15 protein-coding genes and 1 pseudogene are annotated in these 21533 nt (G+C 73.2%); 6 read left to right on the forward strand and 10 right to left on the reverse strand.

Going from position 1 to position 21533, the window contains the following annotated elements; translation table 11 throughout:
* Positions 1-348 precede the first annotated feature (348 nt).
* The 3 genes and pseudogenes from ACFRFC_RS30370 to ACFRFC_RS30380 form a co-directional block, all read right to left on the reverse strand.
* Complete coding sequence (locus ACFRFC_RS30370) at positions 349-1794, reverse strand: GNAT family N-acetyltransferase (protein ID WP_382691290.1); 1446 nt, start codon at positions 1792-1794, stop codon at positions 349-351.
* A gap of 160 nt (positions 1795-1954) precedes the next feature.
* Positions 1955-3556, reverse strand: a complete 1602-nt coding sequence (locus ACFRFC_RS30375) for an alkaline phosphatase D family protein (protein WP_382691293.1) — start codon at positions 3554-3556, stop codon at positions 1955-1957.
* A 135-nt stretch (positions 3557-3691) separates the two neighbouring features.
* Positions 3692-5206: pseudogene (locus ACFRFC_RS30380) on the reverse strand (PLP-dependent aminotransferase family protein).
* A 251-nt stretch (positions 5207-5457) separates the two neighbouring features.
* Here ACFRFC_RS30380 and ACFRFC_RS30385 point away from each other — a divergent pair.
* Positions 5458-6462, forward strand: a complete 1005-nt coding sequence (locus ACFRFC_RS30385) for a DMT family transporter (RefSeq protein ID WP_382691194.1) — start codon at positions 5458-5460, stop codon at positions 6460-6462.
* Positions 6463-7570: 1108 nt separating this feature from the next.
* Here the strand turns inward: ACFRFC_RS30385 and ACFRFC_RS30390 are convergent.
* Entirely contained in the window at positions 7571-8392 is an 822-nt protein-coding gene (locus ACFRFC_RS30390; RefSeq protein ID WP_382691296.1) for an alpha/beta fold hydrolase, read from the reverse strand.
* A 153-nt stretch (positions 8393-8545) separates the two neighbouring features.
* Here ACFRFC_RS30390 and ACFRFC_RS30395 point away from each other — a divergent pair, with 153 nt between their 5' ends.
* Positions 8546-9430: an RNA polymerase sigma-70 factor gene (locus tag ACFRFC_RS30395; protein WP_382691197.1), complete on the forward strand. Its 885-nt coding sequence runs from the start codon at positions 8546-8548 to the stop codon at positions 9428-9430.
* Positions 9431-9723: 293 nt separating this feature from the next.
* Positions 9724-10485 (forward strand): GntR family transcriptional regulator, encoded by a 762-nt coding sequence (locus tag ACFRFC_RS30400; protein WP_382691200.1) that lies wholly within the window; start codon positions 9724-9726, stop codon positions 10483-10485.
* A 413-nt stretch (positions 10486-10898) separates the two neighbouring features.
* Here ACFRFC_RS30400 and ACFRFC_RS30405 read toward each other — a convergent pair whose 3' ends face one another.
* From ACFRFC_RS30405 to ACFRFC_RS30415, 3 genes are all read right to left on the reverse strand, one after another.
* Positions 10899-12056 carry an ROK family protein gene (locus tag ACFRFC_RS30405; protein ID WP_382691203.1) on the reverse strand — a complete coding sequence of 386 codons (1158 nt, stop codon included), beginning with the start codon at positions 12054-12056 and terminating at the stop codon, positions 10899-10901.
* A 101-nt stretch (positions 12057-12157) separates the two neighbouring features.
* Positions 12158-12820 carry a response regulator gene (locus ACFRFC_RS30410; RefSeq protein ID WP_382691206.1) on the reverse strand — a complete coding sequence of 221 codons (663 nt, stop codon included), beginning with the start codon at positions 12818-12820 and terminating at the stop codon, positions 12158-12160.
* A gap of 388 nt (positions 12821-13208) precedes the next feature.
* Positions 13209-14363, reverse strand: a complete 1155-nt coding sequence (locus ACFRFC_RS30415; protein ID WP_382691209.1) for a sensor histidine kinase — start codon at positions 14361-14363, stop codon at positions 13209-13211.
* A gap of 108 nt (positions 14364-14471) precedes the next feature.
* On the opposite strand from ACFRFC_RS30415, the gene ACFRFC_RS30420 reads away from it, so the two are divergent.
* Both ACFRFC_RS30420 and ACFRFC_RS30425 read left to right on the forward strand, forming a co-directional pair.
* A complete protein-coding gene (locus ACFRFC_RS30420) occupies positions 14472-15392 on the forward strand; it encodes an ATP-binding cassette domain-containing protein (RefSeq protein ID WP_382691212.1) in 921 nt (306 codons plus the stop codon).
* Positions 15393-15394: 2 nt separating this feature from the next.
* The gene (locus ACFRFC_RS30425) at positions 15395-16120 is read left to right on the forward strand and encodes an ABC transporter permease (RefSeq protein WP_382691215.1); all 726 of its coding nucleotides are present in this window, start codon (positions 15395-15397) and stop codon (positions 16118-16120) included.
* Between the two features lie 135 nt (positions 16121-16255).
* Here the strand turns inward: ACFRFC_RS30425 and mug are convergent, their stop codons facing one another.
* Both mug and purB read right to left on the reverse strand, forming a co-directional pair.
* A complete protein-coding gene (mug, locus tag ACFRFC_RS30430) occupies positions 16256-16801 on the reverse strand; it encodes a G/U mismatch-specific DNA glycosylase (protein WP_382691299.1) in 546 nt (181 codons plus the stop codon).
* The gene (gene purB, locus ACFRFC_RS30435) at positions 16798-18240 is read right to left on the reverse strand and encodes an adenylosuccinate lyase (protein ID WP_382691218.1); all 1443 of its coding nucleotides are present in this window, start codon (positions 18238-18240) and stop codon (positions 16798-16800) included. Before purB ends, mug begins: the two co-directional genes overlap by 4 nt.
* 446 nt (positions 18241-18686) lie before the next feature.
* Between purB and ACFRFC_RS30440 the strand changes: the two genes are divergently transcribed.
* The gene (locus ACFRFC_RS30440) at positions 18687-20519 is read left to right on the forward strand and encodes a glycoside hydrolase family 3 protein (protein ID WP_382691220.1); all 1833 of its coding nucleotides are present in this window, start codon (positions 18687-18689) and stop codon (positions 20517-20519) included.
* 145 nt (positions 20520-20664) lie between these two features.
* Here ACFRFC_RS30440 and ACFRFC_RS30445 read toward each other — a convergent pair whose 3' ends face one another.
* Positions 20665-21474, reverse strand: coding sequence for an SGNH/GDSL hydrolase family protein (locus ACFRFC_RS30445; protein ID WP_382691223.1), 810 nt, complete (start codon positions 21472-21474; stop codon positions 20665-20667).
* Positions 21475-21533: the final 59 nt, after the last annotated feature.

The following is a 21533-nucleotide window of genomic DNA, read 5'->3' on the forward strand; positions in this document are numbered from 1 at the left end:
CGCGGCCCCACCGCAGGCGCCGGTTCGATCAGAGGGCACCCGGACGGGAGTCGGACGCCATTCGGAGGGCACCAGGAGGGCATTCGGACGGAACCCGAACGCCAACTCCGACGGACCTCTGACGGAACTCCGACGCACCTCGGATGGAACGGCGTCAGCGATTCCGGCACAGTCCGGAGCCCCCGGCGGGGAGCCGCCGATCGCCACGGAAGCGGGCAGGCGTCGTACACCCACGCGAACGGCCCGGCGAGGGACGCCGGGCCGTTCCCAGGTGCGCCGGGGCGGCCCGGCATCCCAGGTGCGCCGGGCGACCCGGCATCCCAGGTGCGCCGGGTCCCCCGGCCGATCTCAGTCCCGTACGCTCCGCCCCCGCGCCGAGTCGTACGGCAGCCGGGAGGTGACCGGGGTCGCCTCCAGGCGGGCCGTGATGACCAGGGTGCCCTCCTCGATCTGGTAGTCGAGGGGGAGGTCCAGGGCGCGCATCGCCGCGACCATGCCCGTGTTGCCGGACCGGGTCACGGCGTACACGCTCTCGCAGCCCGCCTCCACGGCCATGGCCACCAGCCGTCCCAGCAGCTCGCCGCCGAGGCCGCGCCGCTGCCAGGCGTCCTCGACGATCAGGGCGACCTCGGTCTCGTCGCCGTCCCACAGGAGATGGCCGAGGCCGACGATCCGGCCGGAGTCCGTCTCGATCGCCAGGGTGCGGCCGAAACGGGGGCTGAGCAGGTGGTCGAGATAGCGGTCGGCGTCGCCGACCGGGCCGTGGTAGCGCAGGCCGAGCGTGTGCGGGGTGCAGCGCTCGTGCATGGCCTTCGCCGCGTCGAGGTCCTCGGGCCCGGCCCGGCGCACGGTGATGGCATCGCCCTCGGGCAGGGTCAGTACGTCATGGCCGCGCGGGACGCGGGGGCCGAGCCGGGCATCCAGCTCGACCAGCGCGCGTGCCCGCGCGAACTCGGTGGGTGTGAACGGCAGATAGGGCCGCTCCACGGTGATCACCCCGCCTTCTGGTGCTCGCAGTCGCATCACGGTGTCCTCCAGCGCGCCTTCCACGGGCACGCCGTCCGGCACAGGGCCGGATCCGGCGGGCCGCGAGGGCAGCGAGCGGATGGTGCACCGTCCCAACAACTGCCGCAGGGCCAGCGGAAGTTCCGCGGCGTCCAGTGCGGTGCGGGTGGCGAGGCCGAGAACCCGGGTCGGGGCGTCGACCAGATCGTGGGTGTCGGCCCGTTCGATCCAGGTGCCGGTGCCGCCGGCCAGGGCCACCGCGCGGGTGAGATCGGCGGCGCTGAGATCGCCCGGGGCGCGCAGCAGGAACTCGTCCACGGTGTCCGCGCCCAGCGGATGCGTCTGGAGGCTGAGTATGTCGACCAGGCGTTCGGCGAGGGCCGTGCACAGGGCGGCGAGGGCGCCCGGTTCGTCCCGTACGGTCGTGCGCATCCGCCACAGTGTGGGGCGTGCCCCGGTGGCGGGCGCCTGCCGCGCGGGCCCGGCCTGCCGCTGCGGGGAGCGGGGCCGGGTACCGGTTTCGGAGGGCGGCGGCGCGTGGCCGTGGCCGGGCGGGGCGTGGCCGAGGCTCCGTGCCCACCAGATGTGGAACGCCGCCGTGGCCACCAGTACCGCCGCCGAGATCAGCAGCAGCGCCGGACCGTCGGGTCCGTGGCCGATCAGATTGGCCACCGCGTCGGCGACCGCGACCGCGGTGAACAGGGCCGCCAGCTCCACCACGTCCCGTCGCCAGTGGTGCACCGGCCGGCCGTGCCGCGTGCGCGTCACTTCGGACATCTTCCGCTTCATCGTCATGCGGCCACTGTGGAGGAGGGGTGTTGCGTGATCACAAACGCTCTGTGACTGATCGGTAAAAGGTGCTTATGTCCTTCTTGTTGATTCTGTCCTTCTTGTTGATTCTGCTGAGTGTCGGGCGTATCGCCGGTTTCGGCTTGCTGGTGTCGCGGGCTCACTGCCCGACCCGCCCCGGCTGGAGCACCTTGGTGAACAGCACCGTCCCGTCCTGCTCGCGCAGCCGTACGGTCAGCTCCGCGCTGTCGCCGTCGATGTCGACCTCGCCGAAGAACTGGTAGCCCTCGGCCGGGGATACATTGGCGACCGCCGGCGCCTTCAGGAACACCCGCTCGGGGCCGAAGGTGGCGTCCAGTGTGTTCGCCGGGAACGCGCCCGCGTTCAGCGGACCGGACACGAACTCCCAGAACGGCTCGAAGTCGCCGAACGCGGCCCGCGACGGCTGGTAGTGCTGCGCCGACGTGTGGTGCACGTCCGCCGTCAGCCACACCGTGCCGGTGATCCGCCGGTGCTTGATGTACCGCAGCAGCTCGGCGATCTGGAGTTCCCGGCCGAGCGGCGCCCCCGGGTTGCCCTGCGCGACCGCCTCGATGTGCGGCTTGCCGTCGCCCGTGTCCGGCACGACGAGGCCCAGCGGCAGGTCGGAGGCGATCACCTTCCACACCGCGCGCGAGCGTGACAGCTCCCGCTGGAGCCACGCCAGCTGCTCGGCACCGAGGATGCCCTGGGTGTCCGTGGCCTGGTCGCCGGGCGAGTTGGCGTTGCGGTACGTCCGCATGTCCAGGACGAACACGTCCAGCAGCGGCCCGTGGTGCTGGACCCGGTGGACCCGGCCGTCGGGGCGGCGCAGAGTCGAGATCGGGAAGTACTCCGAGAACGCCTGGCGGGCCCGCGCGGCGAGCACGTCGACCCGCTTCTCGGTGTACCGGGTGTCACCGAGGATCTCGCCGGGATACCAGTTGTTGGTGACCTCGTGGTCGTCCCACTGGATGATCGAGGGCACCTGGGCGTTGAACGCGCGCAGGTTCTCGTCCAGCAGGTTGTAGCGGAAGTTCCCGCGGAACTCCGCCAGCGTCTCCGCGACCTTCGCCTTCTCCTGGGTCGTGACGTTCCGCCAGACCCGCCCGTCGGGCAGCGTCACGCTCCCGGTGATCGGGCCGTCCGCGTAGACGTTGTCCCCGCTGCACAGGAAGAAGTCCGGGTCCAGCCGGGCCATCGCGTCGTAGATCCGGTAGCCGCCGATCTCCGGGTTGATGCCCCAGCCCTGCCCGGCCAGGTCCCCGGACCACAGGAACCGCACGCCGTCGCGACGGCTCGCCGAGGCGGTACGGAAGGTGCCGGTGACCGGTTCGCCGGTGCGGCGCGGGTCGTCCGGGTCGGCCAGCAGCACCCGGTAGTGGATCTGCTCGCCGGACGGCAGCCCGCGCAGTTGTGCGGTGCCGGTGAAGTCGGAGCCGGAGCCGAGCAGAGGCCCGTACCAGCGTTTCGCTGCGCGGAAGGAGTCGGTGGCAGCGGTCTCCACGATCATCCGGGCCGGGCGGTCCGCGCGGACCCACACCAGGCCGGAGTCCGTCGTCACATCGCCGCTCTGCACGCCCCAGGCGGCTCGTGGGCGCCCCGACAGGGCGAGGGCGGGCGCCGCGCCGAGACCGGCGGGCAGGGCGGCCAGGGCCGCCGAGGCGGCGAGCGAGCCGCGCAGCAGGGTGCGGCGACCGGGGAACGGGCCGGGAGAGCCCGGGTGGGGCGCGGGGTGGGACATGGCAGGGCCTCCGGTGATGTCCAGCGACGCGTGAGCGACACGCATCGGCCAACGTCAACGTGCGCTGCCACTCCTACTGGGGCGGCACAGCGCCCACGCGAACCGGAAGTGAACAACGGGCCGCGAGGCGTACGTTCAGCTGCCGGCCGCCTCTGCCATCAGCCGCACGCCCGCCCTGATTCGCGCGGGCGTCAGATGCGCGTACCCGAGGACGAGCCGTACGGCGGGGGAGGTGCGGGCCGGTGGCCGCCCGGGAGCGGCGTCCGGGTGCGCGTACGCGTCCAGGGTGCGCACCGTGACCCCGGCATCGCGCACGCGCGCGAGGAAGCGATTTCCGGGGCCGTACCGCGCGGGCAGGGTGGCGATGACATGGAGTCCCGCGGCGATGCCGGAGACCTCGGCGCCGGGGAAGTGCTCGTCCAGGGCGGCCACCAGGGCGTCCCGGCGTTCGCGGTACGCGCGCTGACAGCGGCGCAACTGGCGGTCGTAGTCGCCGCGCTCCACGAACCGGGCGAACAGTTCCTGGTCGAGCGTGGGATGCCCGAGGTCCATGGTCCGCTTGCGCTCCACCGTCTCCTCGGCGAGCCGCTCCGGCACCAGCAGCCAGCCCAGCCGCAGCCCCGGCGCGAGCGACTTGCTGACCGAGCCCGAGTAGGCGACGTGCTCCGGATCGAGCCCCTGGAGCGCGCCGACCGGCGCCCGGTCGTACCGGAAGTCGCCGTCGTAGTCGTCCTCCAGGACCAGCCCGTCCACGGACCGCGCCCAGTCGAGCAGTTCGGCGCGGCGCCGCGCGGAGTACGCGATCCCGGTCGGGAACTGGTGCGACGGCGTCGTCACCACGGCCCGCACCCCGGACGCCCGCAGCGCCCCGACGTCGAGCCCTTCGCCGTCCAGCGGTATGGGGACGGTGCGCACGCCGGCCGCCGCGTACAGCGCGTCGTGCTGGGGGCTGCCGGGGTGCTCGACGCCGATGGCGCTCGCCCCGCGCGCGTGCAGCACGAAACCGAGCAGCGCGGACGCCTGGGCGACCCCGGAGACGACCACGATCCGCTCCGGGTCCGCGACCACGCCCCGGCGCCGGGCCAGCAGCCCGGCCAGGGCGGTGCGCAACCGGGGCAGCCCGCGCGGGTCGGGGTAGCCGAGGGCGTCGTGCGGCAGGTCCGCCAGGGCGGCGCGCTGTGCCGCGGCCCACGCGGCACGCGGGAACAGCGCCAGGTCCGGCGTGCCGGGCACGAAGTCGGCCCGCGCGCCCGGCGTACGCGGGGCGAGGTCCCGCGCGGGGGGCCGGGCGGCCCGTACGGCGTCCCCGACTCAGGTACCCGCGCCGCGCCCGCTGCGCAGATACCCCTCGGCCGTCAACTGCTCGTACGCCTCGGTGATCAGCCCCCGCGACACGCCGAGATCGCCCGCCAGATCCCGGCTGGACGGCAACCGCGTCCCGGACGCCAGCCGCCCGGACCGCACGGCCTCCCGCAACGCAGCCTGCAAGGACCGGCCACGCGCGCGTGCGGGGGCGGAGGCGGCGGGGAGGAGGAGTTCCCAGGCGGGGGAGGTTTTGGTGGGGGGTGGGGTGGGTTCGGTTTTGGTGGGGGTGTTGGGGGGCCTGAGGGTGGAGGGGGTTTCGGAGGTGCCGGAGGTCTCGGAGGTGATCGCGGCGTTGGATGTGTCGCGGGTCCCGGATGTTCGGGACATTCCAGACATCCCGAACGGGCCGGACGAGCCTGGCGTACCGGTCATAGGCGGCCCGCCCGCCGCTTCCTCCTCCCCACCCGTACCGCCGCCCGCCCCCCGCGCGGTGCCCTCGGCGGGACCCCGCTCGGCCCCGTCAGGGGAATTGGTCTCCGATGCGTTCATGGGAATGGACCTTAATCCGGACCGCCCGCGTACCTAGCGTCGCTGCCATGAACGCCACCACCGTGCGCGGAGCCCTGCTCGCCGCGCTCGCCTGTGTTCTCGTCGGGGCATCCTTCACCGCGAACAGCGTCCTGGGGGACTACCCCTACGCGGGCGGCCAGTTCCTGCGCTACGCACTGGCAGGGCTGTTGCTGATCCCGCTCGCGGGCGCGGGTGCGAGGGCCCGGCTCGGGGCGCTGACCGCGCGCCAGTGGGTTCGCCTGGCCGTGCTCGCGGCCGTCGGGATGGTCGGCTTCAACCTGGCCGTCCTCGCCGCGGAGCGCACGGCGGAACCGGCGGTGCCGGGCGTGTTCGTGGGCTGCGCGCCGATCGTGGTGGCCGTGATCGTGCCGCTGACGGCGGGTCGCAGGCCCCAGCGGGCGGTGCTGTATGGCGCGCTTCTGGTGGCGGTCGGCGCGTTCGCCGTGCAGGGGTGGGGGCGTACGGATGGCGCCGGGATCGCGTTCTCGGTGTGCGCTCTGCTCGGCGAGGTGGGTTTCGCGGTCCTGGCGGTGCCGGTGCTGCGGCCTCTGGGGCCGCGTCTGCTGTCGGCCACCGTGTGCGGGCTGGCGGCGGCCCAGTCGGCGGCCGTGGGGCTGCTGGTGGACGGTTCGGCCTGGCTGCCGCGTCCGGACACCCCACAGACGCTGGCGCTCCTGTGGCAGGCGGTCGTGGTCACCGTCATCGGCTTCGTCTGCTGGTACATGGGCATGCAGCGGATCGGCGCGGAGCGCGCGACGCTGTTCTCCGGCCTGATCCCGGTCGCCGCGGCCGCCACGGCCCCCTTGGTCGCGACGGGGTCCTACGGCCTCGCCCAGGGCGTTGGCAGTGCCCTTGTGGGGGCGGGGGTGGGGTGGGGGTCGGGAGCGCTGCGGGCGGCCCGGCGCGCGAGGAGGGAGCGGTCCCGGCCGGCGGCACGCGACACCGCGCCGGAGGCCACGCCTGGGGCGGAGCGTGAGGGAATGCGGGGCGCCGCGCCGGAGGTCACCCGTGGGACGGGCCACACGCCCTGAGGCCGACGGGCGACCCGGGCCACCCCGAGGAGGCCGCACGGGCGGCACGCCGCCGGAGCCTCTTCGGCGCTGTCGTGCCGGGAGCGTTGTGCGATGCCGCGCCGGCGGCACGGGGTGGGCGGCACGCCGGAAGGCGAGCTTGGCGCGGCGCAGGAAGTCGCCGGTAGGGCCGAGGGGGAGCCATGCGTGGCGCGCGGGGCGGCGCGCGAGAGGCCCATGCGTTGGTCGGCGGCGGAAACCGTGCTGTGGGGCGGCGGAAGCCACCTGTAGAGCCGAGCGGGAAGCCATGTGCGCAGCCGCGCGGGAAGCGACGAGTGGGGCGGTGCCAGAGGTGGTGCGTAGGGCGGGGCGTCGGAATCCGGGTCTAGGGCGGCGTCGGGGGCCCCGTGGTGTCGCGTCGGACGCCATCCGTAGGGCTGCTGGCCGCCCCGTGTCGGGCCTCGGGGCTGTGCGGAGGGTTGTGCTGGAAAGTGTGCCGTTGGGGCGCCGCCGAAGCCTCCTGTGGCGTCTCGCCGGATGCCACGCGTAGGGCGCCGCCTGAGGCCCCGTAGCCGTCCGCGTCGAAAGCCACCCGTGGGCTGCGGGAAGCCACGCCAAGGGCGCCGCCCAGGGCGGCGCCGAGGCCATGCGCAGGGCGGTGCCGGAGAGCGGGCTTGGGGCGGCGTCGGATGCCACCCCGGGCGCCGCGTGGGTCCTCGGGCGTGGGCTCCGGCCGCTGCGCCGCCCGCGCGGGACGCAGCCCGGCCCACCGCCGTACGCAGCACTTGGACGACCGACCTGGCGGACCCGGCGGCAGCCGCCGAAGCACCCCCCGACCTGATGGGGCTGCGGGAAGGGAAGCCATGCGTGAGCGGCGCCTGAGGCCCTGCGCAGGGCGCCGCCCCGGAAGTCCAGGATGGCGCCGGATGCCCCGTAGCGTCGTCACGGAAGTCACCCATGGCCTCCGCGGGAAACCACGCCTAGGGCCGACGCCAGAGGCCATGCCGTGGGGCCACGCTCGAAGCAAGCCGCAACGACGGGCTGGAAGACACCCGCCAGCCCACGCGGGAGTACGCCCCCCACCGGCACAGCCCCACGCAGCGGCACCCGCACCGCCCCGCGCAGTGGGTCACCGGCTGCCGTTCAGGATTACGCGGGCCACGAGCGCGGGGTCGTCGTTCATGGGGACGTGGCCGCAGCCTGGGAGCCGGATCAGGCGGGCGTGGGGGATGATCCGCTTGGCGCGGACGCCCTGGCGGTGCGGCAGGAGGCGGTCCCGGTTGCCCCAGGCGACGGTGATCGGGACCCCCGTGACGTCGCCGGTGAACCGGACGGCCGTACCGGCCCGGAGGGTTTCCGTGAACCCCGTGGCGTGCGCCAGGGCGAGTGTCTCGGCGACCACCGCGTCCGGTGAGCGCCGGGCCGGGCGGGCGTAGATCGTGCTGGTGAGCGCGGTGCGTCCGGCCGCCGTACGGGCCATCCGCCGCACCATGGGCTCGGGCAGCCGCCGCGCGGTGTGCCGCATGGTCCGCAGCACGGCGAAGGCGTAGCGCCGCTCCGCCTGGGTCCAGAACCCCGCCGGGGAGATGACGGTCGCGGAGCGGACGCGCTTCTCGCGGGCCAGCTCCAGGGCGAGCAGCCCGCCCAGGGAGTTGCCCGCGACATGGGGCCGGTCCAGCCCCAGCGCCGCGCAGAGGGCGCCCAGGACGGCGCTGGTGGTGGGCAGGTCGTGGGGGAGCCCCTCCGGCAGGGAGGGGGAGGCCCCGAAGCCGGGGAGGTCCACCGCGACGACGTCCCGTTCGGTCGCGAGGATGTGCACCACCGGATCCCACGCCTGCCGGTGATGCCCGATGCCGTGCAGCAGGAGCAACGGCTCGCCCGCGCCCACGCGCGCGTAGGCGACGATCGCCCTGCGCGATCCGTGCGGGGCGGGGACCTCGAACGAGACCATCGAGGCGGCGGGGGTGGAGTCGGAGGCCAAGTCTGCTCCTCGGCAGGTTGTCGGCGAGCATGTGGTGGACAGCCTGTCAGCAATTGCTACTCGCGGGTAGCCCGTGGCGATATCGTCTGGACACGGCCCGGCCGGCCGGGATGGGATGGAACGGTGACCACCGACATCGCGACCGATCTCTTCGAGCGGCACCGCCCCGTCCTGCTCGGCGTGGCCTACCGCATGCTCGGGCGGGTGACCGACGCGGAGGACGCCGTCCAGGACGCCTGGCTGCGCTGGTCGGCCGCCGACCGCGCGGACGTGCGCGAGCCGCGCGCCTACCTCGTACGGATCGTCACCCGGCTGGCCATCGACCGGCTGAACCAGATCCGCGCCCGCGACGAGGCGTACGTCGGACCCTGGCTGCCGGAGCCGTACGCCACCCACTTCGGGGAGAGCGCCCCGGACAGCGCCGAGCGAGCCGTACTCGCCGACACCGTCTCCCTGGCCGTCCTCGTCGTGCTGGAGTCGCTCTCGCCACTGGAGCGCGCGGTCTTCGTGCTGCGCGAGGCGTTCGCCTTCCCCTATGCGGAGATCGCCGTGATGCTCGACCGGGGCGAGCCCGCCGTGCGCCAGCTCGCCGCGCGTGCCCGCAGACATGTCGAGGAGCGCCGGCCGCGCTACGACGTCGACCCGGTCCGGCGCCGTGAGCTGACCGAGCGATTTCTGGCCGCAGCCACAGAGGGTGATCTCGACGGCCTCTTGGAACTGCTCGCCCCGGATGTCCGGCTCGTCGGCGACAGCGGCGGCAAGGCGAAGGCGCCGCTCCGCGTCCTGGAGAGCGCCGACAAGGTCGGCCGCTTCCTTGTCGGCGCTGGCCGGCAGAGCATTCCCGGCCTGACTTTCCGGTCGGTGGAACTGAACGCCGGGCCCGCTCTGCTCGTCCTCTCAGATGGCACGCCCGACGCCGTCTTCCAGCTGGATATCGTGGGCGGGCGGATCCAGGCCGTCTACGTCATCCGTAATCCGGACAAGCTCCGGTCGCTGGCCGACGTCTGAGTTCGCCTACGCCATCCCGACTAGGTAGGTTTCCTGGCGAACGTTTGCCCGACCGGTGGCCGGCCGCGACGTCCCCGTCCCACGACGGGGACTTTGCTGCTACGTCACGAATGCGACCCTTTGCGAACGCGTCATGAACGCTCCGCTGTGGGAGCCGCCCACGGCACGCGGGGGACGGAGGATTGGTATTGACCAAGGGTTAAGGCAGCCTTATGGTCGCTCTTAGTGCAACAACCTTTAATAAACAAGGGCGCTTAAAACGCTGCCGGATCACGGCGATTGCGGAGGACAGGGTGGGGACCACGCAGCTGGAATCGGTACCGGAACCGAAATACTGGCATCTACGAACAGTGCTCACCGAGGCACTGGACTCCGAGTTCGCGGTGGGCGAGATCCTGCCCAATGAGCGCGACCTCGCCGCCCGCTTCGGTGTCGCCCGCGCGACCCTGCGGCAGGCACTCGAACAGCTCGAACTCGAAGGCAGGCTCCAGCGCCGCCGCGGGGTCGGCACGACCGTGGCGCCGCCGCGCATGGGCGTGGACGTCGGCACCGAGCAGCACACCTGGCCGGGAGCGGGGGAGGACGCCTGGCAGAGCGCCGACTGCACGCTCGCCGAGCCGCCCGCGACCGTCGCCGAGGCCCTGGAGACCGACCGCGCGGAGCCGGTGCACATCGTGCGCCGTACGCGGATGACGCACGGCCAGCCCGTCGCCGCCGAGCTGCTCTACATCCCGCGGTCCTCGGTGCCCGAGCTGAGCGCCATAGACGCCCCCTCGGGGGCGGCACGCGCGCGGGCGGTGCTGCGCGAGTTGCAGCGCCTGGAGCTGGAGGGCGGCGAGAGCGCGGTGGAGCTGGGCTCGGCCGGCGCGGACGACGCCAAGGCACTCGACCGCCTTCCCGGCGCGCCGGTCCTGGTCGTCACCACCCGCTACCTCGCCGACGGCCGCACGGCCGCGCTCTCCGTGGCCACGTACCGGGCGGACACCTGCCGGCTGACCTTCGGGGACTCGGGAGGCGTGGAGATCCATCAGGGGCCCGAGCGAAGGGCTTCCTGAGGGCTGCCTGTGAGCGGCTCAAGGACGGGGCGGAGGCAGCGGCTGGGACCAGGGGCCCGGCCGCACGCCTCCGGACGCCAGGGCGGGACGGACGACACCGCCTGAAGCACCGGACAAGGGCTGTGTGAGGTACCGAATCAGCGCGCGTCCCGGGGAGCATTCCCCAGGACGCGCGCTGTTGTGCGGAGGGACGGGGCCGGCGGCCGTCCCCCCGGGGAGCACTGGGCCACGGCGCACGGGGTACGGACGTCAGCCGTCACCCGTCAGACGTCCATCAGCAGTCAGCAGTCAGCAGTCAGCAGTCAGCAGTCAGCAGTCAGCAGTCAGCAGGCGTCGGGCGTCGGTCGGCGGCCCGTGGAACCCTGCCCGGCCACCCCCGCCCCCCGCACACCCCTGCCCCCGCACACCCCCCGTCACTGCCGGGCCGTCCCCGCCCCCTCCACCGCGAACAGCTCCTCCTCGACATGGTCCAGAGCCAGCCGCAGCGCACCCGTCGCCACGGCCGCCTCGCCCAGCAGGGAGAGGGCGACCCTCGGCGGGCGCAGACAGTAGCGGGCGAGTTCCCGGCGCAGCGGTTCCAGGACGTCGTCCAGCCCGGCGGCCCAGCCGCCGATGATGACGAGTTCCGGGTCGAGGGCGAGGACCAGGGCGGCGACATCGTGGATCAGGCGCTGTATGAAGCGGTCCACGGCCTCACGGGCACGTTCGTCGCCCCGGCGGGCGCGGTCGAAGACATCGGCCACCTGCTGCTCGTCCAGGGGCTGTAGAGGCTGGTCCGTCGTGGACAGGAGCCGTTCCGGTGTGACCTCGCGGCCCAGCAGATGCAGCGCGCCGATCTCGCCCGCCGCCCCGCCGAACCCCCGGTGCAGCCGCCCGCCGATCAGCGAACCCGCCCCCGGGCTCAGCCCCGCCAGGACGAACACCAGGTCGTCGGAGTCGCGCGCCCCGCCCTTCCAGTGCTCGGCCACCGCCGCCGCATTCGCGTCGTTCTCCACCAGCACCGGGCACTTGAAGGACCGCCCGAGCCGCTCCCCGAGCCGCAGCCCGGTCCACTCCGGCAGCGCGGTCCCCAGCCGTACCGTGCCGTCCGCCTCCACGATCCCCGGTGTGCCCACGCCCACCGCGCGCAGCGACCCGCGCGGCACCCCGGCCCGGCGCAGCAGCTCGGCCACCGCGCCCCGCAGCCGCTCCAGCCGTTCATCGGCCGACGCGGTCACCTCCACGTCCTTGGCCTGCGCGCCGACCACGCGCCCGTCCAGGTCGGACAGCAGCGCCGCCACCCGGTGCGGCCCGATCTCCAGGCCGAGCAGATGTCCCGCCTCGGCCCGGAACCGGAACCTCCGGGCCGGCCGCCCCTGCCGCCGGGCCGCGCCCTCCTCGGCCGCGGCCTCCACGACCAGCCCGTTCTCGATCAGCCCCTCGACGACACCCTCTACGGTCGGCCGGGACAGCCCGGTCAGCTTGGTGATCTCGGTGAGTGTCACGGAATCCGTGGCACGCAGTGCGTGCAGCACCACCGCGGAATTGATCCTTCGCAGCAGCGAGGGATCCCCGCCGGTCAGCCGCCCCACCGTCCGTCCTCCCAGCTCCCGCGCCTGTTGGGCGGATGGTACTCGGCGCGGAGGAGCCCCGGCGAGTGGCGGAACGATGAACTCCGCCTCCATCATGGCTGTCAGCCCGGCGAAACGAACCCCGATTCGTACGCCGTGATCACCGCTTGCGTCCGATCTCGCGCCCCCAGCTTCGCCAGCACCGCGCTGACATGCGACTTCACGGTCTCGGTGCCGACCACCAACTGCGCGGCGATCTCGGCGTTGGACATCCCACGGGTCATCAGACGCAACACCTCGGCTTCGCGATCGGTGAGCTGCGCCCGGTCCAGCACGGCCCGCGCCGCCCGATTTCCGCCGTCGTCCCCGTACGCGGCGGCCAACTGCCGTACGGACGCGGGGAACAGCAGCGACTCACCCGCCGCGACCAGCCGCACCGCGTGCACGATCTCGGCCGGCCGGGCCCGCTTCAGCAAAAACCCGTCCGCCCCGGCCCGCAGCGCCTCGTACACGTACTCGTCGTTCTCGAAGGTCGTCACCACCAGGATCTTCGGCGGCCGGTCCACCGTCCGCAGCACCGCGCGCGTGGCCTCGATCCCGTCCAGCAGCGGCATCCGTACGTCCATGGCGATCACGTCGGGCCGCAGCCGCCGTACCAGCGGGATCACGGCCGCTCCGTCGGCGGCCTCCCCCACCACCTCGATGTCCGGCTGGGCCTCCAGCACGACCCGCAGCCCCGCGCGGACCAGGGGTTCGTCATCGACGAGCAGAACGGTGACCGGCATCGGGCCAGCCTAGGCCCTGCCCGCGCCGCCCCTGCTCCGGCCTCCGCTGCAGTGTCCCGCTGCCGCCCCCACTCCGGCTGTCCCGCTTCCGCGCCCCCATTCCGGCCGTCCCGCCCCGACTGCCCCTCCTGTCGCTCCCGCCACCGCCCCTGTGCCACCGCCCCTGTGCCCCCGCCCGGCCTGCCCCCGTCGCCCTCGCCACCGCCCCCGTGCCCCGCCCGGCTTGCCCTCCCCGTCGCTCCCGCCCCCGCGCCCATTCCCCGTTCTCGTGCCCCCTCCCAGCCGCTCCCCTCTCCTCCCTCCCCGCTTCTCCCTCCCCGCCTCCCCGCCACTCCGGCCTCCGCTCCCGCCGCCCCGAGCCCCACCCCCACCCACCCCACCCCGCCCCTCACCGCAGCGGCAGCTCCACCCGTACCTGCCAGTCGCCCTCGTCGGGCCCCGTGTGCGCCCGGCCGCCGAGCAGGGCCGCGCGCTCGCGGATCCCGCGCAGCCCGCTGCCCCGGCCGGGCCCCGGTATGTCCGCGGTCAGCGGATTGCGCACCTCCAGATCGAGCGCGCCATCGGCGACGGCGATCCGCACCCGCACCGGCACCGCCCCCGCGTGCCGGAGCACATTGGTCAGCGACTCCTGGAGGATGCGGTAGCCCTCACGGGAGGCCGGGCCCGGGACCGTCCCCAGCGGGCCGCTGACCTCGGCGTCCACCTTTGCCCCGGACGTACGGGCCGACTCCAGCAGCCGGTCCGCGTCGGCCAGTGTCGGTCTGGCGCTCAACGGCCGCTCCGACTCGCGCAGCACGCCCAGCACCCGCTCCAGATCCTCCAGCGCGGTCCGTCCGGTCTCCTCGATCGCGGCGAGCGCCCGATCGGTGAACGCCGGATCGCCCGCCGTGCGCGCGGCGCCCGCCTGCACCACCGCCACCGTCAGCGCGTGGCCGATCGAGTCGTGCAGCTCGCGGGCGATCCGCGTGCGCTCCAGCAGTTGGTCCGTGTGCTCCTCCAGGGCGGCCATCCGCTCGGCGAGGGAGGGGCCGAGCAGCCGCCGGGCGACGGCGGTGATCAGCGCGCCCTGCCCGACCACGACGAACGCCAGGCAGATCAGCGGAAACGGCACCAGGAGCGCGTAGGCCCAGTGGCCCTGCTCGATGGGCAGCAGCGGGTGGTCGTCGGAGGGGCTGCCCAGAGCGGCCCGTGCGAGGTCGACGGAGGTCAGCGGCAGCCAGATGATCGAGAAGGACGCCACGACGGCGAAAGCGGCCCGCGTCTCCAGCCACACCACGGTCCGCAGCCGGTCCCCCCAGGTCGCCGCCGAGGCCGTCGAGATCCCCGGCTCCGCCTCGTCCGGCACCAGCATGAACCGGGCCTGCAAGCCCTCGCCGCGGCGCACGGCGGGGATCAGCCCCAGCGGGATCAGCAGCGCCGCGGGCACCCAGGGCCGGGACATGTCGATGAACAGCCACACACCCTCCAGCAGCACCGGCACCTGGAGATGAAGCTGGCGGGTGTACGTCTTCCCCCAGAGCAACGGGCGCAGCAAACGGACCATCCGCCCATCGTGACAGCCGCCACTGACAACGGCCCTCCCCCGGGCGGGGGAGACGATCTCCACGCGCGGGGGAGGCCCCCGCCCCACCGCGCGGGCCACTCTGCTGCCATGACCACGATCGATGTGCACGACCTCACCAAGGAGTTCGGCGGCAGACGTGCGGTGGACCACCTCACCTTCAGCGTCGAACCGGGCCGGGTCACCGGCTTCCTGGGCCCGAACGGCGCCGGGAAGTCCACCACCATGCGGCTCGTCCTCGGCCTGGACCGGCCGGCCTCCGGCACCGCCACCATCGGCGGACGCCCCTACGAGGCCGCCGCCGAGCCGCTGCGTGAGGTGGGCGCCCTGCTCGACGCCCAGGCCGCCCACGGCTCCCGTACCGGCCGCGACCATCTGCGCATCCTCGCCACCAGCAACCGCATCCCCGCCGCGCGCGTGGACGAGGTCCTCGCGGAGACCGGCCTCACGTCGGTCGCCCGCCGCCGGGTGAGGACGTACTCCCTCGGCATGCGCCAGCGGCTCGGCATCGCCGCCGCGCTGCTCGGCGACCCGCCCGTGGTGATGCTCGACGAGCCGTCCAACGGGCTCGACCCCGAGGGCATCATCTGGATCCGCACGCTGCTGCGCCGGCTCGCCGACGAGGGCCGTACGGTGCTCGTCTCCAGCCATCTGATGACGGAGACGGCGGCCTTCGCGGACCAGCTCGTCGTCCTGGGCCGGGGCCGTCTCCTCGCCGACCTGCCGATGCGCGCGTTCATCGACGGGCGCGTGCGGCCCGCTGTGCGGGTGCGAACCAGTGACGACACCGCCCTGAAGGACCTGCTCGCCCGGCACGGACACGACGCCGAGCAGAGCGCGGACGGGGCGTGGACGGTACGCGACGCGCGCGTGGACGACATCGGCCGCCTCATCTCACAGGCAGGCGTGCCCGTGCTGGAACTCGCCGCAGAGGAAGGCACCTTGGAGCAGGCATACCTCGATCTGACCGCGTCCGAGACCGAGTACACCGCCCCGCCGCAGGAGGTCTGACCATGCCGTTCGCACCCGTACTCCACTCCGAGTGGCTGAAGATCCGCACCCTGCGCTCGCTGTACGGCTCCCTTGTCGCGCTCCTCGCGGTGGCCACGGCCTTCGCCGCGCTCGCCGGGACATCGGACACCGCCGAGCCCGGCTTCGATCCGCTGTTCGCCGTGTTCCTCGGCGTGGCGCCCGCCCAGATCGCCGCGATCGCCTTCGGTGCGATGGCCGTCTCCTCGGAGTTCCAGGGCGGTGGCCTGCGCCAGGCGCTGACGGCCGTACCGCGCCGCGGTCGCTGGTTCGCCGCCAAGGCGCTCGCCGTCGCCCTCCCGACCCTCCTGGTGGGCCTGCTCACCGGCGCCGTGTCCGCCGCGGTGGGCGTGGCCGCCCTGGGCGACGCCGCCGACAGTCTCGGCACGGCGGAACTGACCCGTGGCGTGATCGGCTGCGGCATCTACCTGACCCTGATGGCGCTCCTGGCCACCGGCCTCGCGGCCCTGCTGCGCAGCGGCGTCGCCACCCTGAGCATCCTCATCCCGTTCATCCTGATCATCTCCTTCGTCATCGGAGACGCGGCGGGCGGCGCCATCGACTACCTCCCCGACCGGGCCGGCCAACTCGCCTTCCAGCAACACCCCGACAGTTCCCTGACCCCCTGGACCGGCCTGGCGGTCACCGCGGCCTGGTCAGCAGCCGCCCTGGCGGCGGGCGCGTGGAGCGTACGACGCCGGGACGCGTGACACCGGGACGCGTGACACCGGCCCCCGACGCCCAGGCCGATTGTCAGTGGCGGCAGGTCTACTGGAGGCATGAGGAGCACACAGCACCCACACCAGCCCGACTCACGCCCGCACCCGCCCCCACAACAGCCCGGACTACGCCCCCACCCGCCCCCGCAACCGCCCGAACTCCTCCGCCATGGCCTGCACCGACCAATGCGCGTTCAGCCCGGACGGATTGGGCAGTACCCACACCCGCGTGTCCCCGAAGACCCGCTCCTGCGGCCCCACCCGCGCCGTCCGCTCGTCGAACGCGGCGCGGTACGCGGTGACCCCCACCACGGCCAGCCAGCGTGGCCCCAGCCGCCCCACCTTCTCGGCCAGCAGCCGTCCGCCCTCGCGATACTCGTCCGCGCTCAGCTCGTCCGCCCGTGCCGTGGCCCGCGCCACCACATTGGTGATCCCGAGGCCGTACGACAGCAGCTCACCCTGCTCCGCCGGCCTCAGCTGCCTCGGGGTGAACCCGGACCGGTGCAGCACCGGCCAGAAGCGGTTGCCGGGCCGGGCGAAGTGGTGGCCGGTCGCCGCCGTCATCAGGCCCGGATTGATTCCGCAGAACAGCACATCGAGCCCGCCCGCGATCACGTCCGGCACCAGACGTTCGCGGGCGGCCTCCAGCTCTGCGGGGGTGAAGCGGGTCAGAGGATCGCTCCCGGGGTGTATCCGGCCGCCTCCGGGTGCTGCTTGAGGATCTCCTCGATCCGGCCCGTGACGGAGGCCACCTGGTCCGCCGCCGCGCCCGTGAAGGACAGCTTGTCGGACATCAGCGCGTCGAGCCGGGCGCGGTCGAGCGGGATACGGGGGTCGGCGGCCAGCCTGTCGAGGAGTTCATTGCGCTCGGCGCCCTGCTCGCGCATCGCGAGGGCGCAGGCGACGGCGTTCTCCTTGATCGCCTCGTGGGCCTCCTCACGGCCCACCCCGGCCCGCACCGACGCCATCAGCACCTTCGTGGTGGCGAGGAAGGGCAGATAGCGGTCCAGCTCGCGGGCCACGACGGCGGGGAACGCGCCGAACTCGTCGAGCACGGTCAGGAAGGTCTCCAGCAGGCCGTCCAGGGCGAAGAACGCGTCCGGCAGCGCGACCCGGCGCACCACCGAGCAGGAGACATCGCCCTCGTTCCACTGGTCGCCCGCCAGCTCGCCGGTCATCGAGGCGTAGCCGCGCAGGATCACCATGAGGCCGTTCACGCGCTCGCAGGAGCGGGTGTTCATCTTGTGCGGCATCGCGGACGAGCCGACCTGGCCCGGCTTGAAGCCCTCGGTGACCAGCTCGTGCCCGGCCATCAGCCGGACCGTCTTGGCCAGCGAGGACGGGCCCGCCGCGAGCTGGACGAGGGCGGTGACCACCTCGTAGTCCAGGGAGCGCGGGTAGACCTGGCCCACCGAGGTGAAGGCGTGGGCGAAACCGAGGTGCCCGGCGATCCGCCGCTCCAGCTCGGTCAGCTTCGCCGTGTCGCCGCCGAGCAGGTCCAGCATGTCCTGGGCGGTGCCGACCGGGCCCTTGATGCCGCGCAGCGGATAGCGGCCGAGCAGCTCCCCCAGCCGGCCGTACGCCACCAGCAGCTCGTCGGCGGCGGTCGCGAACCGCTTGCCGAGGGTGGTCGCCTGCGCGGCCACGTTGTGCGACCGGCCGGCCATGACCAGCTCGCCGTACTCACCGGCCAGCCGGCCCAGCCGGGCCAGGACCGCCACCGTACGGTCGCGCACCAGCTCCAGGGAGAGCCGGATCTGGAGCTGCTCGACGTTCTCCGTCAGGTCGCGGGACGTCATGCCCTTGTGCACCTGCTCATGCCCGGCGAGGTCGTTGAACTCCTCGATCCGCGCCTTCACGTCGTGCCGCGTGACCTTCTCGCGCTCGGCGATGGAGGCCAGGTCGACGGTGTCGAGCACCCGTTCGTAGTCGGTGATCGCCGCGTCCGGCACCTCGATCCCGAGGTCCTTCTGCGCCCGCAGCACGGCGAGCCAGAGCTGTCGCTCCAGCCTCACCTTCTGCTCGGGCGACCAGAGTGCGGCCAGCTCGGCGGAGGCATAGCGTCCGGCGAGCACATTGGGGATGCGGGGCTTGGCAGGTGCGGAAGTCACGTAGACGGAGTCTATAGGGCGCTTTCAGCGGGCCGTCTCTCGGCCGTCTCCCAGCTCTCCCAGATGTCTCCCAGCTCTCCCGGCTGTCTCCCGGCGGTTCCCAGCCGTCTCGCGGTCGGCCTTCGGACGTTTCTCCGCCGCCTCCGCATCGTCCCTCCGCCGTTCCTCCGCCGTCCCTCCGTCGGCCTCCCGCCGTCCCTCCTCCGCCTTTCGGCCGTCTTCTTCTCCGTCCTCCCGCTGTCTCTGCGCGGCCTCAGATTCCGTTCCCCGCGCTGCACGGTGTGCAAAACCGCTGGTAGCGGCGGTGGGCCCAAATTTTGTCTAGACCTTTTTTGTCTAGACCTCTTGTGGGGAGAATGATCCACAGCTACGTTTCCGGCTGTCCAGGTCTGGTTCAAAATTCCGCCAACTCCCTTGACGTGCAAGGCCGGAAGGAGCTCCTCCGTATGCAGGACCGGAGTCTGTCCAGGCGTACCCTCCTCGCCTCCGCGACCGCTGTCGCTGGCGCCGGAGCCCTGGGGGTCACCGCCACCCCCGCCGTCGCCGCCGAGCGCCCCGCCGCCGGGGACGCCAGCCTTCGAGGTCTCATCGAGTCGATGAGCCTGGAGGCGAAGGTCGGCCAGTTGTTCGTGACCTACTTCTACGGTCACTCCGCCGACAACCCGAACCAGTCCCACGTGGACGCCAACCTCCGGGAACTGGGTGTCCGCAGCGCCGCGGAAGCCATCGCCAAGTACCACCTCGGCGGAGTGATCTACTTCAGCGGCTGGACCGGGAACATCATCGACCTGCACCAGGTCGCCGACCTCACCAACGGCGTGCAGCGCGCCTCCCTCGCCCTGCCCACCCCCGTGCCCTCCCTGATCTCCATCGACCAGGAGCACGGCGCCAACACCCGCATCGGCAGCCCGGCCACCCAGATGCCCGGCGCGATGGCCCTCGGCGCGGGCCGCTCCGCCTCCGACGCCCGTACCGCCGGGCAGATAGCCGGCGCGGAACTCGCGACGCTGGGCATCTACCAGAACTTCGCCCCGGTCGCCGACGTCAACGTCAACCCCGCCAACCCGGTGATCAACGTGCGCTCCTTCGGCGCCGACCCCACCGCCGTCGGCAAACTGGTCGCCGCCCAGGTCCAGGGCTACCAGCGCGCCGGTGTCATCGCCTGCGCCAAGCACTTCCCCGGCCACGGCGACACGGGCGCGGACAGCCACACCCAGCTCCCGGTGATCACCCACACCCGCGAGGAGTGGGAGCGGATCGACGCCCCGCCCTTCCGGGCCGCGATCGCCGCCGGCGTCGACTCGATCATGACCGCCCACCTCCAGGTCCCCGCGCTCGACCCGAGCAACGACCCCGCCACCCTCTCGCCGATCATCCTCACCGACGTACTGCGCGGTGAACTCGGCTTCGAGGGCGTGATCGTCACCGACGCACTCAACATGCAGGGCGTCCGCACCAAGTACGGCGACGACCGGGTGCCCGTCCTCGCCCTGAAGGCCGGGGCCGACCAGCTGCTCTTCCCGCCGAACATCGAGGTCGCCTTCAACGCCGTGGTGGCCGCGGTCCGCAGCGGTGAGCTGACCGAGGCCCGGATCGAGGAGTCCGTCCTGCGCATCCTGCGCCTCAAGGACAAGGTCGGCCTGCTCAGCGGCAGCCCGTACGTCTCCCACGACGAGGTCGACCGGACCGTCGGCACCCGCAAGAACCTGGCCACCGCCGACCGCATCACCGAGCGGACCACCACCCTGCTCGTCAACAAGAACGACACGCTCCCGCTGGGCAGCAGACAGCGCAAGCTCCTGGTGGTCGGCGCCAACCCGGTCTTCCCCGCCGACGCCACCCGCTTCGCCCTCCCGTCCCTCACCGCCTTCCTGGACGACCTGGGCTTCACCACCACCTCGATCGCCACCGGCCGGGCCCCGGACACGGTGGCCATCGACGCGGCGGTGGCCGCCGCCACCGGCCGGCACGCCGTCGTCGTGGTCACCGACAACGTCGGCGCCACCAGCACCCAGCGCACCCTGGTGTCCCGGCTGGTCGCCACCGGCATCCCGGTGATCAATGTCGCCGTACGCAACCCGTACGACATCGCCCAGCTCAGTGGCGTCCGCGCGGCGCTCGCCACCTACTGCTGGACCGATGTCGAGCTGCGCGCCGTCGCCCGGGTGATCGCCGGCCGCGTCGAACCGCGCGGCAAGCTCCCGGTGCCGATCCAGCGGGCCGACGACCCGGCCAAGGTCCTCTACCCCGCGGGTCACGGTCTGTCGTACGACGACTGACCCGGCCCCCGCGGAAGTCCGGTTCCGGGACCGGACACCCCCACCATGGGTGGAGCCGGTCTCCGGCTCCACCCATGCCCCGTTCGGCGCAGGCGGGCCGCCATGGACCCGGCGTTCCTCCGGACGTGCTCCCTTTGCCGGGCCCCTACCGGTCCTCGTACGGCAGCAGCTCCGGTCGTTTCGCCAGGCGGCCGTCCCCGGACGAGCGGCCGGTCAGCCGGCGCCCGATCCACGGCAGCAGATGGCGCCGGGCGAAGCGCACGTCGGCCACCCGCCGGGCGGCCCACGCGGGCGGCGCGACGGGCGGCGGCGGAATGCGCCACTGCGGGTCCGTCGGCGGATGGCCCAGCGTCTGCCAGACCGCCTCGGCGACCCGGCGGTGGCCTTCGGCCGTCAGATGCAGCCGGTCCACGTCCCACAGCCGGGGATCGCCCAGCGCGGGCGCCCCGTACAGATCCACCACCAGCGCGCCATGGCGGGCGGCGAGCTCCTCGACGCAGCCGAACAGCTCCTCCATGCGCGGCCGGAAACGCTCCAGGACCGGGCCCTGCCGCCCCGGGCTGCGCATCAGCACCAGTTGCCCGCAGGAGGGCGCGAGCCGCTCGACCGCCTCGGTGAGCAGCGCGCGCACCCGGCCCATGTCGCACTTCGGGCGCAGCGTGTCGTTCAGCCCGCCGACCAGGGTCACCACATCGGCGCCCATCGCGGCGGCCACCTCCACCTGCTCGTCGACGATCTGCGCGATCAGCTTGCCGCGCACCGCGAGATTGGCGTACCGGAATCCCGGCGCCTCGGCGGCCATCCGGGCCGCCAGAAGATCGGCCCAGCCCCGGTAGGAGCCGTCGGGGAGCAGGTCCGACATGCCCTCGGTGAACGAGTCACCGACCGTGACCAGGCTGGAATACGGGGGCGAAGGGGGTGAAGGGGATGAAGGGGGAGAGGGGTTCGTCTGCATAGCGGCAGAGATGGTATCCCGAGGCGCATACCCGGTGGTATGCGGCCCGGATCGCCGCA

It is taken from the genome of Streptomyces sp. NPDC056734, assembly GCF_042790455.1.
Taxonomy (GTDB): Bacteria; Actinomycetota; Actinomycetes; order Streptomycetales; family Streptomycetaceae; genus Streptomyces.

Excerpts from the sequence above, each read along its gene's own strand:
- ACFRFC_RS30420 (WP_382691212.1), top strand. The coding sequence starts at position 14,472 with ATGACCACGATCGATGTGCACGACCTCACCAAGGAGTTCGGCGGCAGA.
- ACFRFC_RS30440 (WP_382691220.1), top strand. The coding sequence starts at position 18,687 with ATGCAGGACCGGAGTCTGTCCAGGCGTACCCTCCTCGCCTCCGCGACC.
- ACFRFC_RS30370 (WP_382691290.1), bottom strand. The coding sequence starts at position 1,794 with ATGAAGCGGAAGATGTCCGAAGTGACGCGCACGCGGCACGGCCGGCCG.
- ACFRFC_RS30375 (WP_382691293.1), bottom strand. The coding sequence starts at position 3,556 with ATGTCCCACCCCGCGCCCCACCCGGGCTCTCCCGGCCCGTTCCCCGGT.
- ACFRFC_RS30390 (WP_382691296.1), bottom strand. The coding sequence starts at position 8,392 with ATGGTCTCGTTCGAGGTCCCCGCCCCGCACGGATCGCGCAGGGCGATC.
- ACFRFC_RS30415 (WP_382691209.1), bottom strand. The coding sequence starts at position 14,363 with ATGGTCCGTTTGCTGCGCCCGTTGCTCTGGGGGAAGACGTACACCCGC.
- ACFRFC_RS30385 (WP_382691194.1), top strand. The coding sequence starts at position 5,458 with ATGAACGCCACCACCGTGCGCGGAGCCCTGCTCGCCGCGCTCGCCTGT.
- ACFRFC_RS30445 (WP_382691223.1), bottom strand. The coding sequence starts at position 21,474 with ATGCAGACGAACCCCTCTCCCCCTTCATCCCCTTCACCCCCTTCGCCC.
- ACFRFC_RS30410 (WP_382691206.1), bottom strand. The coding sequence starts at position 12,820 with ATGCCGGTCACCGTTCTGCTCGTCGATGACGAACCCCTGGTCCGCGCG.
- ACFRFC_RS30425 (WP_382691215.1), top strand. The coding sequence starts at position 15,395 with ATGCCGTTCGCACCCGTACTCCACTCCGAGTGGCTGAAGATCCGCACC.